The organism is Saccharopolyspora phatthalungensis, assembly GCF_014203395.1.
Classification (GTDB): domain Bacteria; phylum Actinomycetota; class Actinomycetes; order Mycobacteriales; family Pseudonocardiaceae; genus Saccharopolyspora; species Saccharopolyspora phatthalungensis.
The window spans coordinates 348,384-361,806 of the sequence record NZ_JACHIW010000001.1 but is presented as its reverse complement, the minus strand read 5'-3'; the positions used below and the strand labels follow the sequence as shown (position 1 = coordinate 361,806).

At 70.4% G+C, this 13,423-nt stretch carries 15 protein-coding genes; 10 read left to right on the top strand and 5 right to left on the bottom strand.

The features are described 5' to 3' along the window. From BJ970_RS01525 to BJ970_RS01515, 3 genes are read right to left on the bottom strand one after another with little or no spacing between them, the layout of a single operon-like run. Positions 1-270 (bottom strand): HPr family phosphocarrier protein, encoded by a 270-nt coding sequence (locus tag BJ970_RS01525; protein WP_184722656.1) that lies wholly within the window; start codon positions 268-270, stop codon positions 1-3. 51 nt (positions 271-321) lie between these two features. Then, entirely contained in the window at positions 322-1,584 is a 1,263-nt protein-coding gene (locus BJ970_RS01520) for a PTS transporter subunit EIIC (RefSeq protein ID WP_184722653.1), read from the bottom strand. Then, positions 1,581-2,447, bottom strand: coding sequence for a GntR family transcriptional regulator (locus tag BJ970_RS01515; RefSeq protein WP_246470636.1), 867 nt, complete (start codon positions 2,445-2,447; stop codon positions 1,581-1,583). Before BJ970_RS01515 ends, BJ970_RS01520 begins: the two co-directional genes overlap by 4 nt. Before the next feature lie 284 nt (positions 2,448-2,731). Here BJ970_RS01515 and BJ970_RS01510 point away from each other — a divergent pair, with 284 nt between their 5' ends. The 8 genes from BJ970_RS01510 (at position 2,732) to BJ970_RS01475 (ending at position 9,109) form a co-directional block, all read left to right on the top strand. After that, positions 2,732-2,968: a PTS sugar transporter subunit IIB gene (locus tag BJ970_RS01510; protein WP_184722647.1), complete on the top strand. Its 237-nt coding sequence runs from the start codon at positions 2,732-2,734 to the stop codon at positions 2,966-2,968. After that, positions 2,965-3,420, top strand: a complete 456-nt coding sequence (locus BJ970_RS01505) for a PTS sugar transporter subunit IIA (RefSeq protein ID WP_184722644.1) — start codon at positions 2,965-2,967, stop codon at positions 3,418-3,420. The genes BJ970_RS01510 and BJ970_RS01505 overlap by 4 nt, the downstream gene beginning before the upstream one ends. Before the next feature lie 77 nt (positions 3,421-3,497). Continuing rightward, complete coding sequence (locus BJ970_RS01500) at positions 3,498-4,109, top strand: prepilin peptidase (protein ID WP_184722642.1); 612 nt, start codon at positions 3,498-3,500, stop codon at positions 4,107-4,109. A gap of 128 nt (positions 4,110-4,237) precedes the next feature. Continuing rightward, positions 4,238-5,443 (top strand): chorismate synthase, encoded by a 1,206-nt coding sequence (aroC, locus tag BJ970_RS01495; protein ID WP_184722638.1) that lies wholly within the window; start codon positions 4,238-4,240, stop codon positions 5,441-5,443. After that, on the top strand, positions 5,443-5,967 hold the full coding sequence (locus tag BJ970_RS01490) for a shikimate kinase (protein WP_184722633.1): 525 nt from the start codon (positions 5,443-5,445) through the stop codon (positions 5,965-5,967). Before aroC ends, BJ970_RS01490 begins: the two co-directional genes overlap by 1 nt. Positions 5,968-5,992: 25 nt before the next feature. Beyond that, the gene (aroB, locus tag BJ970_RS01485; protein ID WP_184728812.1) at positions 5,993-7,105 is read left to right on the top strand and encodes a 3-dehydroquinate synthase; all 1,113 of its coding nucleotides are present in this window, start codon (positions 5,993-5,995) and stop codon (positions 7,103-7,105) included. Next, positions 7,102-7,545: a type II 3-dehydroquinate dehydratase gene (gene aroQ, locus BJ970_RS01480; RefSeq protein ID WP_184722630.1), complete on the top strand. Its 444-nt coding sequence runs from the start codon at positions 7,102-7,104 to the stop codon at positions 7,543-7,545. Before aroB ends, aroQ begins: the two co-directional genes overlap by 4 nt. A gap of 88 nt (positions 7,546-7,633) precedes the next feature. Further along, positions 7,634-9,109, top strand: a complete 1,476-nt coding sequence (locus BJ970_RS01475) for a glycoside hydrolase family protein (RefSeq protein WP_184722627.1) — start codon at positions 7,634-7,636, stop codon at positions 9,107-9,109. Positions 9,110-9,111: 2 nt separating this feature from the next. Here BJ970_RS01475 and BJ970_RS01470 read toward each other — a convergent pair whose 3' ends face one another. Beyond that, positions 9,112-10,107, bottom strand: coding sequence for a GlxA family transcriptional regulator (locus tag BJ970_RS01470; protein ID WP_184722624.1), 996 nt, complete (start codon positions 10,105-10,107; stop codon positions 9,112-9,114). On the opposite strand from BJ970_RS01470, the gene BJ970_RS01465 reads away from it, so the two are divergent. Beyond that, positions 10,106-11,470: an MFS transporter gene (locus BJ970_RS01465; RefSeq protein WP_184722621.1), complete on the top strand. Its 1,365-nt coding sequence runs from the start codon at positions 10,106-10,108 to the stop codon at positions 11,468-11,470. The genes BJ970_RS01470 and BJ970_RS01465 overlap by 2 nt on opposite strands. Before the next feature lie 156 nt (positions 11,471-11,626). Here BJ970_RS01465 and BJ970_RS01460 read toward each other — a convergent pair whose 3' ends face one another. Beyond that, positions 11,627-12,160, bottom strand: coding sequence for a methylated-DNA--[protein]-cysteine S-methyltransferase (locus tag BJ970_RS01460; protein WP_184722618.1), 534 nt, complete (start codon positions 12,158-12,160; stop codon positions 11,627-11,629). Positions 12,161-12,274: 114 nt separating this feature from the next. Between BJ970_RS01460 and BJ970_RS01455 the strand changes: the two genes are divergently transcribed. Further along, positions 12,275-13,384 (top strand): M24 family metallopeptidase, encoded by a 1,110-nt coding sequence (locus BJ970_RS01455; RefSeq protein WP_184722615.1) that lies wholly within the window; start codon positions 12,275-12,277, stop codon positions 13,382-13,384. Positions 13,385-13,423: the final 39 nt, after the last annotated feature.

Here is a 13,423-nt window from a genome sequence, read left to right as displayed (position 1 = left end):
TCAGTTGTTGTCGAGGTCCGAGGAGACGAGCTGGGCGATGTGGTCCAGCGCCGCTTCCGCTCCGTCGCCCTCGGCCGCGAGCACCACTTCGTCGCCGTGGGCCGCGCCCAAGGTCATCAGGCCGAGGATGCTGCCCGCCGCCACCGGATCCGTGTCGTCCTTGCGGATCGTGATCGGCACGGGCTGCGCTGCCGCCGCCTTGGCCACGAGGGCCGCCGGCCGCGCGTGCAGCCCCACTTTGCTCGCCACGGTTACCCGTCGCTCCAGCATGGTTCTCCATTCGTCGGGGGATTCGGGGGTTCGGGGAACGATCGCCGGGGATCAGCGCTTCGCGGGGTCCGGTTTGACGCTCCCACCGGCATTATCCGTGGATACCTCGGCCGTGTCGGTGTCGTCCTCCTCACGGCCCGGGGTGCGCAGCTGCCACTTCGTGATCGCGAACCGGAACACGAAGTAGTAGATGACCCCGTAGACCAGGCCGATCGGGATCAGCCACAGCGAATGCTGCGAGATGCCGAAGTTGAGCACGTAGTCGATGGCGCCGGAGGAGAACCCGAACCCGGCGTGGATGCCCAGCGCGTTGGTCAGCGCCAATGCCGTGCCGGTGAGAAGCGCGTGGATCAGGAACAGCGGCCAGGCCACGAAGAGGAACGAGAACTCCAGCGGCTCGCTGATACCGGTGAGGAAGGCGGTGAGCGCCGCCGAAAACATCACGCCACCGACGATCTTGCGCTGCGTGGGCTTCGCGCACTGCCAGATGGCCAGCGCCGCGCCCGGCAGGCCGAACATCAAGATCGGGAAGAAGCCGGTCATGAAGGTGCCCGCGGTCGGGTCACCGGCGAAGAACCGCGAAATGTCGCCCTTCTCGCCGTGGTAATCCCCGAAGAGGAACCAGACCACGTTGTTCGGGATGTGGTGCAGACCGAAGGGCACCAGCAACCGGTTGACCACCCCGTAAATGCCGCCGCCGAGCACCGCGTTCTGGGTGACCGCGTTGCTGAAGGCAGTCAGCACCGCGTCGAAGATCGGGTACAGCAGACCCAAGACCACGCCGACGATCAGCATCGCGAAGGCGGTGATGATCGGCACGAACCGGCGCCCGCCGAAAAAGCCCAGGTAGGCGGGCAGCTTGACGCGGTGGTACCGCTGCCACAGCCAGGCCGCGGCCAGCCCGGCGATGATGCCGCCGAGCACGCCGTACGGGCCCTTGTTGAACGCCTTGTCCGCCTGGGTGCCGGTGATCTCCCACAGCACGCCGGAGAGCACCAGGTAGCCGACGGCACCGGCGAGCGCCGTCGAGCCGTCGGACTTCTTGGCGAAGCCGATCGCGACGCCGATGGCGAACAGCAGCGGCAGGTAGTTGAACAGGGCGTTACCGGCGGAACCGATCACCCCGGCTACGGGCTGCAACCAGGGCAGGCCGTGCCCCAGTCCTTCCGCGCCGAGCAGGTCGGGCTGGCCGAGGCGCAACAGCAGTGCGGCGGCGGGCAGGACCGCGATCGGCAGCATCAGACTCCGGCCCAGCCGTTGCAGCAGGGCGAAACCCTTCCTGTTGCCGATCGCCGTGGTGGCGCTGGCACTCATCGGTTACCTCCTGTGTCCCGGACACCGGGTTGTCTTGCGGGATAGTCACGTCTGGTCGGCCCGTTCGGCCGGGTCTGTTCGTGGTGGCCGGGGCCGCTCGGATCGCGGTCCAGCCGCATCGTCACCTGGTACAGATCGCCGCGGTACCAGGAGGTCATGTCCTCGATGGCCCGGCCCTGCGCGGTGGCGATCCGGCGGAACATCAGGACCGGGCTGCCGGTGCGGACCCCGAGCAGCCGCGCCGTTTCGGCGTCGGCGCCTTCGGCCAGCACGGTCTGCGTGCCGCGTTCCGGCCGCACCTCGTAGCTGCGGGCCAGCAGGGAGTAAATGGAATCGGTCAGGTCGTGGTCGAGCAAGCCGGGCACTAAGCCCGCGTGATACCAGCCGCGTTCCACGGCCATCGGCGCACCGTCGGCCTTGCGCAACCGCTGCAGCCAGTACGCGGGTTGGTCGGGGCGGAGGCCGAGCGCCTCGGCGGTGCTGGCCGGTGGGACCGCCTCGGCGGCTTCGAGCAGCACCGTCTCCGGCCGCATGCCGCGGCTGCGCATGTCCTCGGTGAACGAGGCGAGGTGCAGCTGGGAGTTCACCCGCGGCCGGGTGGTGAAGGTGCCCCTGCCGCGGACCCGCATCAGGAGTCCCTCGGCGACGAGCTGACCAATCGCCTCGCGGACGGTCAGCCGGGAGACGCCGTAGCGCATGGCGAGGTCGCGTTCGGACGGCACCGGCGAGCCCGGCAACAGTTCTTCGCGGGCAAGTTCGCGCAATATTTCCCGCAACTGGGCGTGCTTGGGCGTCGGGCCGTCCCGCAGCACGTAAGCCGCATCGGTGCGGGGACTGCCGTCCACGGTTCGCCGTGCGGCCAAGCTGTCTCCCATCGGTCGTGCCGGACGCCACATCCGGTGCTTGTGGGAACCCGGCACCGGGTCGAACATGGGCGGATCGAATTCCGGCGGGTCCGGCGCTGTTCTCCGGCCTCAGCCGGTTGGTACTGTCCGGTCTAAACCAGTCGGTTGCGAACAATGCGCCGTCATGCGATCCGGTGTCAAGACGGCCCGGACTTCGTTGCCTCATCGACACCGAGTAGCGCAAGATCATCGGCGACGCGGTGCGGATGGCCCGCGTCGCCGGAGGACGAAGGGAGCACGGGGTGGCTCAGGACAAGGCCGCGGCGATCCTGGCCGCACTTGGCGGCGGGGACAACGTGGTGGAGATCGAGCCGTGCATCACGCGGCTGCGCTGCGAAGTCGAGGACGGGTCGAAGATCGACGAGGCGGCGCTGAAGGCCGCCGGGGTGCACGGCGTGCTGGTGCAGGGCCCGGTCGTGCAGGTCGTGGTGGGGCCGGAGGCGGACACGCTGGCCGGGGACATCGAGGACCTGATGTGAGCGTCGAGGTCGGCAGCCCGGTAGCGGGCCTGGCCACCGCGCTCAGCGAGGTGCCCGACCCGGTGTTCTCGCAGGCCATGGTCGGCCCGGGGGTGGCGGTGCAGCCGGCCGGCGGCCGGGCCGAGGCGGTCGCGCCGGTGGCTGGCACGCTCGCGACGCTGCACCCGCACGCGTTCGTGGTCGCCTCGCCCGGCGGTACCGCGATCCTGGTGCACCTGGGCATCGACACCGTGAAGCTGAAGGGCGAGGGCTTCGAACTGCACGTGGCCAAGGGCGACGTCGTCGAGGCGGGCCAGCGGATCGTCACCTGGGACCCCGCCGGGGTGGAATCGCGCGGCTACTCCTCGATCTGCCCGGTCGTCGCGCTGGACATCCCGCCGGACGCGCTGATCGACCTCCGCGAGGACGGCCAGGTTGTCGCCGGCGATCCCCTGTTCACGGTCGACGCCTGACCGATGCGCAAACCGACACGCGCACCTCCGCGGAGGTGATGCCGGGGGCTTGGCGCGGATCGCTGGATGCTGGCTCGATGGTCGTGTTGATCGGGATTGCCGGCGGTGCGGTGGGTTTCGGCGCGGGCCGGCTCGGGCGGTTCGTGCTTTGTTCGGCGCGCCGGGGAGTCCGGCCGCCACGGTTGTGGTGCGAGGTGTCGGTGTGTCTGCTGTGGACAGTGGTGGCTGTTCGAGCGGCCACCGGCATGCCGCTGTGGTGGGTGGCGATCCCGCTGTTGCTCGGCTGGCTCTCGGTCATGCTCACGGTTTGCGATGTGCTCGCCGCGCGGCTGCCCGACGCCCTGACCCTGCCCGCCTACCCGGTGGCTGCGGCATTGCTGGCGATCGCGGCACCGCACCAGCCCGGCGTGCTCGTCGGTGCGGTTGGCGGCGTGGTGCTTTTCGCCGGGACGTATCTGTTGGTGCGCGTGGTGTCGCCGAACGCGATGGGGCCCGGTGATGTGAAGCTGGCTGGCAGCCTCGGCGCCGTAGTGGGTGCTGTGTCGCTGTCCGCAGTGCTGGTCGTGATGGCCGCCGCGGCGGCGTTGACGCTGGTGGCGTCCCTGTGGGCGCGCAGCGGCGGGATCCCGCACGGCCCCGCCATGCTCGCCCCGGCATGGCTCGTCACCGTCTTCGCGTCCTGGCCGTAAGGCCGTTGGCGATTTCGTGAGAAATCGGCGGTCCTGGTGCGGAGCCGGCGGCGATTTCGCGCGAAATCGGACGTGCTCAGGGCCCCCGGCCGGGTTCACCGTGGACCGAACGTGGCAGGATCATAGCTGTGCTGCGCTGGATGACCGCTGGAGAATCGCACGGGCCCGCCCTGGTGGCGGTGCTGGAAGGCATGGTCGCCGGGGTCGAGGTGACCTCGGCCGACATCGCGACCCAGTTGGAGCGGCGCAAGCTCGGATTCGGGCGCAGTCCCCGGATGAACTTCGAGGCCGACGAGCTGGAGCTGGTCGGCGGTATCCGGCACGGCCGCACCCAGGGCGGCCCGATCGCGATCCGGATCGGCAACACCGAGTGGCCCAAGTGGGAACAGGTGATGGCCGCCGACCCGGTCGACGAGGACGTGCTCTCATCGCTGGCCCGCAACGCGCCGCTGACCCGCCCGCGACCCGGGCACGCCGACCTCGCCGGGATGCAGAAGTACGGCTTCGACGAGGCCAGGCCGGTGCTGGAGCGCGCCAGTGCCCGGGAGACGGCCGCGCGGGTCGCCGTCGGCACCGTGGCGCGGCAGTTCCTGCGGCAGCTGCTCGGCGTGTCGATCGTCAGCCACGTGATCAGCCTGGGCGGCGTCGACGCCGAGCACGACGTGTTGCCCGGTCCGGACGACCTGGCCGCCATCGACGACAACCCGGTGCGCGCTTTCGGCGACGCCGCGACCGAGAAGATGATGGCCGAGGTCGAGGCGGCCAAGAGCGACGGCGACACCCTCGGCGGGGTCGTCGAGGTCATTGCCTACGGCCTGCCCCCGGGCATCGGTTCCCACGTGCACTGGGACCGCAAGCTCGACGCGCGGCTGGCCGGTGCGCTGATGAGCATCCAGGCGATCAAGGGCGTCGAGATCGGCGAGGGCTTCGCCAACGCGCACCGGCGCGGCAGCGCGGCGCACGACGAGATCTACCCGGACCAGGGCGTCAAGTGGGTCCGGCGGGGCAGCAACCGGGCGGGCGGCCTGGAGGGCGGCATCACCAACGGCGAGCCGCTGATCGTTCGCGCGGCCAAGAAACCGATCTCCAGCCTGCCGCGCGCACTGGCCACTGTGGACATGGTGACCGGCGAGCCGGCGCAGGCGATGCACCAGCGCTCCGACATCACGGCGGTGCCGCGTGCCGCGGTGGTCGCCGAAACGATGGTCGCGCTGGTCCTGGCCGAGGCCGCCCTGGAGAAATTCGGTGGCGACTCGCTGCCGGAAACCCGGCGCAACGTCGAGGGCTACCTGGCCTCGCTGCGGGAGCGCGCCGAGAAGCGGCAGGTGCGGTGATGGGCCCCCGCGCAGTGGTCATCGGTCCGCCGGGCGCCGGTAAGACGACGATCGGCCGGTTGCTGGCGCAGCGTCTCGACGTGGTGTTCCGGGACACCGACGACGACATCGTGCAGACTGCCGGCCGGCCCATCGCCGACATCTTCGCCAACGACGGCGAGCCGGCGTTCCGGGCCATCGAGGAAGACGCGGTCGCCGCGGCGCTGCGCGACCACGACGGAGTCCTGGCGCTCGGCGGCGGTTCGGTGCTTTCGGAGCTCACCCGCGAACGGCTGGCGGGGCACCCGGTGGTGTTCCTGTCGGTCGGGCTGGCCGAGGGCGCCAAGCGGGTCGGGTTGTCCACCGCGCGCCCGCTGCTGGCCGGGGTGAATCCCCGCGCCACCTTTAAAGCGCTGCTGGACGCGCGAGTGCCCATCTATCGTTCGGTGGCCGCGGTCGAGATCGTCACCGATCACGTGGAACCCGCCGAGGTCGTGGAGCGGGTCGTCGCCGCGCTGTCGGCGCACCGCACGCCGTCCAGTTGATCAAGACGGAGCCGAAGGGACGATGATGACCGAACCGGTGCGGATCAGGGTGGCCAGCCAGCAGCCCTACGACGTGGTGGTCGGCCGGGGACTGCTCGGCGAACTCGTCGACTACCTGCGCGACGCATCGGTGGTGGCGCTGGTGCACCAACCCACCATCACCAACACCGTCGAGGCGGTGCGCGACGAACTGGCCGCGGCCGGGGTGGACGCGCATCGCGTGGAGATCCCCGACGCCGAGGACGGCAAGAGCCTTCAGGTCGCCGGGTTCTGCTGGGAGGTCCTCGGCAAGATCGGCATGGACCGCGGCGGGGTCGTGGTGTCGTTCGGCGGCGGCGCGGTCACCGATGTCGCCGGGTTCGTCGCCGGAACCTGGATGCGCGGGGTTCGCGTGGTGCACGTGCCGACCACGCTGCTGGGCATGGTGGATGCCGCGATCGGCGGCAAGACCGGCATCAACACCGACGCGGGCAAGAACCTGGTCGGGCTGTTCCACGAGCCGAGCCTGGTGCTGGCCGACCTGGCGACCCTGGACGGGTTGCCGCGCAACGAGCTCGTCGCGGGCATGGCCGAGATCGTCAAGGCGGGCTTCATCGCCGACCCGGAGATCCTGCGGCTCATCGAGGCGGATCCGGCCGTGGCGACCGACCCGGCCGGTGACGTGCTCGGTGACCTGGTGCGACGGTCCATCCAGGTCAAGGCCGACGTGGTCGCCGCGGATCTGAAGGAATCGCACCTGCGCGAGGTGCTGAACTACGGCCACACTCTGGCCCACGCCATCGAGCGCCGGGAGCGCTACCGCTGGCGGCACGGCGCGGCGGTCAGCGTCGGGTTGGTCTTCGCCGCGGAGCTGGCCCGGCTGGCCGGGCGGCTGGACGACGAGACCGCCGACCGGCACAAGCGGGTGCTCGACCTGCTGGGCCTGCCGACCAGCTACGACCCGGACGCGCTCGGCCAGCTGCTGGAGGCGATGCGGGTGGACAAGAAGACCCGCTCCGGGATGCTGCGGTTCGTGGTCCTCGATGACCTGGCCAAGCCCGGTCGGCTGGAGGGGCCCGACCCGTCGCTGATCGCGGCGGCGTATTCGGCGATCACCGGCGGCGGTGCAGCCAAGTCGAGCTCGGAGGTGCTGCTGTGAAGGTGTTCGTCCTCAATGGACCGAACCTCGGCAGGCTCGGCAAGCGCGAGCCGTCGGTGTATGGCAGCACGACGTATGCCGATCTGGTCGAGATGTGCGAGCGCACCGGCAAGGAGCTGGGCGTCGAGGTCGAGGTCCGGCAGACCGACCACGAGGGCGAGCTGGTCGGGTGGCTGCACGAGGCCGCCGACGCGCAGTTGCCGGTGGTGCTCAACGCGGGCGCGTGGACGCACTACTCCATCGCGGTGCGCGACGCGGCGGCGCAGCTCAACGCCGACCTGATCGAACTGCATATCTCCAACGTGCACAAGCGCGAGGAGTTCCGGCACATCAGTTACCTGTCGGCCGTCTCGACGGCTGTCATCGCCGGTCTCGGTGTGGCGGGCTACCCGCTGGCGATTCGCTGGCTGGTCGACAAGGCGAACGGCCAGGCGGGATGAACGAGGCGATTTCAATGGAAATCGGCAGGTCGATTTCCATTGAAATCGCCGCCCCCCGGTTCCGGGTGCGATTCTGGGGAGGTTTCGCATGAGGGATCGGGTTCCGGTTCTGCTGCGTCGGCTGGTGGCGTTGGGCGTAGTCGCATTGCTCGCGGGTTGCACGCAGGTCGAAGGCGCCCCCGGACCACAACCCCAGGTGCAGACCCCGGTCGCGCAAACGCCGAAACCGATCAAGCTGAGGGTGGGCGGCCAGCGCGGTAGCGCCGGAGTGGTGCTGGCGGGTGGGGTGCCCGCCCCGTACAACTACGGACCGACGGTGTTGCTCGAAGACGGGCAGTACCGCGCTTGGTGGTGCAGCCAGTTGCCCGGGATCGGCCCGCCCGGTGACGACATCCTGCAGGCCGCGTCGGGCAGTCCGGATGGGCCGTTCACGGCTGCCGGTGGCGCGCCCGCGGTGCCGGTTTTCGCCGGACGCCCCGGCGGATTCGACGGCATGCACACCTGCGACCCGTCGGTGTTGAAAGTGGACGGTCGCTACTACCTGTACTACACGGGCGCGGCGGAGGATCACGCGCACGGTAACGCCATCGGCGTGGCGAGCAGCCCCGACGGTTTCGCCTGGCGGCGGGAGGCCGGTGGCGCCCCGATCGTCACGGCTTCCGGCGAGGTGAGCCGGGAGAACGTCTACGGCGCGGGCCAGCCGTCCGCGCTGTACCTGGACGGCTGGTTCTACCTGATGTTCACCGACACCACGGCCTCCGGCGCGGGCCGCAACGGCGCCGGCCAGTTCGTGATCCGCGCCCGCAACGCCGAGCTCACCGACCACCAGCAGGTCTTGACCGAGAACGGTTTCGCGCCCGGCGGCGCGCAGCGGTCGCGTTCGGTCGCCGACGCGTTCAGCGCGGACTGGATGTGGGTTCCGGCGCTAAATGCGTTCGCCATCGCCCACCAGACCGCGGCGGGCACCACGATCACCTTCTGGGACCGGGATTTCACCCGCCATCCCTACGAATCGGTGGTCGTGCCCGGCCCCTGGCGGGAGGGTCCGGGTTTGGTCCGCCGACCCGACGGGAGCGCGACAGTGTCCACAGTGGATCCGTGTGGCACCGTCCCGGTGGATGTTTTCCGGGCCACCGTGGCTTTTCCGTCGCCGACCGACATTCGGCACTTCGGCATCGACGCCACCGGTGTCGATGGGTGCGCAACGACCGGGCAGGCCGCTGCGGTCCTCGACGGATTCGCGGTGCCGTCCCCGACTCGCACCGTCGACGTGGTGCGCAACGGGCAACGGATCCGCGTCGAACGTCGCTCCGTCGCGGAGCAGCTGGTGACCGAAGTCCTCGACACCCGGGTGCCCGCGTTGGACGGGCTCCCGGTCGTCGGCACCATCCGCGCCGCGACGCCCGCCATGCGCTCGCCGCAGGGGGAAATCGGCGTGCTCGACGATAAAGGTCGATTGTGGACGGTGAGTGCGGAGGCCGCCGCCGCGAACGGTTCTCCGGTCACGGACGTCTCCCGGCAGGAGTGGGATGCGCACGCCCCGGCAGGAGACCTCCGGCGCTGACGTCACCGCCCGGCACCGACCTGGTCGACGCGGCGGAAGGTGCGGCGGTAGGTGGCGGGGCTGGTGCCCAGGCGCAGCCGCAGATGCTTGCGCAACGAGGACGCGGTCTTCAGGCCGGACTGCTCGGCGACCGCGTCGATCGGAAGATCGGTGGACTCCAGCAGGTGGCGGGCGCGCTCGATGCGTTGTTGCAGCAGCCAGTCCAGCGGGCTGGTGCCGGTCTCGCCCCGGAACCGCCGGGTGAAGGTCCGCACGCTCATCCCGGCCTGGGCCGCTACCTCGTCCAGCGTGAGCGGATCGGCGAGCCGCTGTAGCATCCACGCGCGCGTGGATGCGGTGCCGGTGTCGCCGGTCTCCGGCAGCGGCCGTTCGATGTACTGGGACTGGCCACCGTCGCGCCACGGCGGCACGACGCTGGACCGGGCCGCGGAGTTGGCGACCTCGCTGCCGTGGTCGCGGCGGATGACGTGCAGGCACAGGTCGATCCCGGCGGCCACCCCCGCCGAGGTCAGCACGTCGCCGTCGTCCACGAACAGCACGTCCGGGTGCAGCCGCACCTGCGGGTACAGGCGCTGGAAGCGGCGTGCGTGCGCCCAGTGGGTGGTCGCCGGGCGGCCGTCGAGCAGGCCGGCCGCCGCGAGCACGTAGGCGCCGGTGCAGATCGACATGATCCGGGTGGTGCCGGGCAGCCCGGCGAGGTAGTCGGCCAGGTGTGGGTCCAGGCTGCCGTCGGTGCACGGCCCCTCGACGTGGGTGCCGGGGATGATCAGCGTGTCCGGCGCGGTCAGGAAGCCGGGGTCGGATTCGGGCAGGATCGAGAAGCCGCGGGTGGTGCGGATCGGGCCACCGTCGAGGCTGCAGACCTGGACGTCGTAGAGCGGTTCGCCGTCCGGTCCGAGGGCGCCGGCGAAGATCTGCGACGGGATCGCGAGGTCGAAGCCGACGACCTGCGGGATGCCGAGCACCGCGATGCGGTGCGGGCTACTGGGCGTCGTCATGGCCGAATCTTCTCACATATTGTCCTTCCGGCCACTAGTTCGGTGCCGGGGCGTCGACAAGACTGACGACGTGATCAGCACTGTGTCCGCGCGCCGCGTCCATCCCGCCTGGTGGGTGGCGGGCGTCGCCTTCATCGCCCTGCTCGGCGCGGCGGCCTTCCGGTCGGTTCCCGGCGTGTTCATGAATCCACTGCACGACGAATTCGGCTGGCCGCACAGCGTCATCTCGGCCGCCGTATCGCTGAACCTCTTGCTTTACGGCCTGACCGCGCCGTTCGCGGCGGCGCTGATGGTGCGCTTCGGCATCCGCCGGGTCACCGTCACCGCGCTGCTGCTCGTGGCGGCGGGAAGCGGGCTGACGGTGTTCATGACGGCCAGCTGGCAGCTGGTGGTGTGCTGGGGACTCCTGGTGGGGCTGGGCACCGGATCGATGGCGCTCGCCTTCGTGTCCACTGTGGTCGATCGGTGGTTCGTGGCGCGGCGCGGCCTGGTCAGCGGCGTGCTGACCGCCGGCAGCGCGACCGGGCAGCTGATCTTTCTGCCGCTGGCGGCCGTCCTCGTCGAGAAATTCGGCTGGCGCGTCGCCTCGCTGGCCATCGCCGCGACGGCATTGCTGGTCGGCTTGCTGGTGTGGGCGGTGATGCGCGAGTGCCCCCGCGACGTCGGCGTCGCCGCCTACGGCGCGACGGGCGAGGAGCCCGAGCCGGTGCGAGAGCGCGGCAATCCCGCCGCGCTCGCGCTGCGCACCCTGCGCGACGCGGCCCGCGTACCGGCTTTCTGGCTGCTGGCCGGTGGTTTCGCCATCTGCGGGGCGAGCACCAACGGGCTGGTGAACACACACTTCGTGCCTGCCGCGCACGACCACGGGATGCCGACGACGACGGCCGCCGGGCTGCTGGCCGTGATCGGGATCTTCGACGTGGTCGGCACCGTGGCGTCGGGCTGGTTGACCGACAAGGTCAACCCGCGGTTCCTGCTCGCCGTCTACTACACCCTGCGCGGCGTCTCGCTTTTCCTGCTGCCGCAGCTGTTCGCGCCCTCGGTGGAGGCGAACATGGTGCTGTTCGTGGTGTTCTACGGGCTGGATTGGGTGGCCACCGTGCCGCCGACCCTGGCGTTGTGCCGGGAGCACTTCGGGCCCCGCGCCTCGGTGGTGTTCGGCTGGGTCTTCGCATCGCACCAGGTCGGGGCGGCGGCCATCGCCAGCATCGCGGGCGTGGTGCGCGACGAGTTCGGCGACTACGCCGTTGCTTGGTACGGCGCGGGCCTGCTGTGCCTGCTGGCGACGGCCTTCTCCGTCTCGATCCGGCGGATCGGCGCGACACCCAAGGTGCCGGTCGCCACGGGGTCAGCGTCACGGTGATCGACTTCGAACGACCGGCCCATGCGCGGTCCGGTGTCATGATTTTTTTGGAATTGTGGCGGAACTCGGTTTTTTCGTGCCAACCGGCAAATACTCGTTCGGGGGCAGGAAAATTGGCAACAGCGGGAATGGTCGCCATTGTCCGGTGATGCACACCTATTCCTGGCCGGCCGGTAGCAGGTCGAGCTCCAGCAGGCTCGGCTCCAGGACGCCTTCCAGCACCAGCAGCCGCCGCTTGGCCGCCAACCCGGGACCGAACCCGCCGAGCCCTCCACCACTGGCCAGCACTCGGTGGCACGGCACGATCAACGGCACCGGGTTGCCGCCCATGATCGTGCCGACCGCCCGCGAAGCCTCCGGCCGCCCGGATAGCTCCGCGAGCCCCTTGTAGCTGACCGTTTCGCCGAACGGAACCAGCTCTAACAAGGTGCGCAGCACGTGCAACCGCAGCCCTTCCAGCGGAGCCCATTCGATCGGCACGTCGAACTCCCGGCGCCGCCACGCGAAGTACTCGCCGAGCTGGCGCGCGGCCTCGGCCGCGATGCCGGTGTCCCGGCTCAGCTCGGCTCCGGCGTATTCGCCGAGCACCTCGTCCGGTCCGGAGAAGGCCACCCGGCACACCCCGGACGCGGTTGCGACCACCGTCAGCTCCCCGACAGGGCTGGCGAGCGCGCTCCACGACAGAGACATGCCGGAAGGCTAGCGCTCGGCACCGACAACCGATTCCGGCCGGACCGTGGCGGCTTCCCGCCGACGTTCGCGTGACCAGGCCGTTTCGTCGTTTCCCGGGTTAGGCTCCGGAACATGCCCGAGTCGCACGCCCACCGACGAAACGCCCTCCGCAACCGCCTGCGCGAGCAGGAACTGGACGCCATGTTGGTGACCGATCTGCTCAACATCCGTTACCTGACCGGCTTCACCGGCTCCAACGCGGCCCTGATGGTGCATGCCGCGGACGGGCCGGGGACCGAGGAGCGGACGGTGTTGTGCACCGATGGCCGCTACCTGATCCAGGCCGAGTCGCAGGTGCCGGACCTGGTGCGGGTCATCGAGCGGGCGAGCGATCTGGCGCTCGCCGAGCGGATCGGGGCCGATGCCGCCGAATTCCGCCGCGTCGGCTTCGAGAGCCAGCACGTCACCGTCGATCGCCGCGACGCGCTGGCCGAGGCCGCGGGCAAGGCCGAGCTGGTGCGCGCCCCGGGTCTCGTCGAGCGGCTGCGGCTGATCAAGGACGAAACCGAGATCGAGGCGCTGCGGATGGCCTGCGCCGCCGCCGACCGGGCGCTCGCGGGCCTGATCGAGCACGGCGGTCTGCGCCCCGGCCGCACCGAGCTGGAGGTCGCCCGCGAGCTGGAGACCCGGATGCTCGACCACGGCGCCGCCGGGCCGTCGTTCGAGACGATCATCGCCGCCGGGCCGAACTCCGCGGTGCCGCACCACCGGCCGACCGACGCGGTGCTGGCCGCCGGCGACTTCGTGAAGATGGATTTCGGCGCCCTCGTCGACGGCTATCACTCGGACATGACTCGCACCGTGGTGCTCGGCAAGCCCGCGGACTGGCAGCGCGAGATCTACGAGCTGGTGCGCGCGTCGCAGGCCGCCGGCCGGGCCGCGCTCGGCGTCGACACCGACGTCAAGGCCGTGGACAACGCGGCCCGCGCGGTGATCGAGGACGCCGGGTACGGCGAGCAGTTCCTGCACGGCCTGGGACACGGCGTCGGCCTGGAGATCCACGAGGCACCGACGTTGTCGCAGCGGGGGGACGGTAGAATCAGCGCCGGGATGGCGGTCACCGTCGAGCCTGGCGTTTACCTGGCAGGGCAGGGCGGGGTCCGCATCGAGGACACGCTGGTCGTGCGTCCCAGCACACCGGAGCTCCTCACCTTGACGACGAAGGAGCTCGTCGAAGTCTGACGCACCGAGGTGCGCCGGCCCAGCCGGAATCCGGTTCGC

Bases quoted from the DNA above. Each gene is read 5' to 3' on its own strand.
- BJ970_RS01470 (WP_184722624.1), bottom strand. From the start codon at position 10,107: ATGACGACGCCCAGTAGCCCGCACCGCATCGCGGTGCTCGGCATCCCG.
- BJ970_RS01500 (WP_184722642.1), top strand. From the start codon at position 3,498: ATGGTCGTGTTGATCGGGATTGCCGGCGGTGCGGTGGGTTTCGGCGCG.
- aroB (WP_184728812.1), top strand. From the start codon at position 5,993: ATGACCGAACCGGTGCGGATCAGGGTGGCCAGCCAGCAGCCCTACGAC.
- BJ970_RS01460 (WP_184722618.1), bottom strand. From the start codon at position 12,160: ATGTCTCTGTCGTGGAGCGCGCTCGCCAGCCCTGTCGGGGAGCTGACG.
- BJ970_RS01455 (WP_184722615.1), top strand. From the start codon at position 12,275: ATGCCCGAGTCGCACGCCCACCGACGAAACGCCCTCCGCAACCGCCTG.
- BJ970_RS01490 (WP_184722633.1), top strand. From the start codon at position 5,443: ATGGGCCCCCGCGCAGTGGTCATCGGTCCGCCGGGCGCCGGTAAGACG.
- BJ970_RS01525 (WP_184722656.1), bottom strand. From the start codon at position 270: ATGCTGGAGCGACGGGTAACCGTGGCGAGCAAAGTGGGGCTGCACGCG.
- BJ970_RS01520 (WP_184722653.1), bottom strand. From the start codon at position 1,584: ATGAGTGCCAGCGCCACCACGGCGATCGGCAACAGGAAGGGTTTCGCC.
- BJ970_RS01475 (WP_184722627.1), top strand. From the start codon at position 7,634: ATGAGGGATCGGGTTCCGGTTCTGCTGCGTCGGCTGGTGGCGTTGGGC.
- BJ970_RS01465 (WP_184722621.1), top strand. From the start codon at position 10,106: ATGGCCGAATCTTCTCACATATTGTCCTTCCGGCCACTAGTTCGGTGC.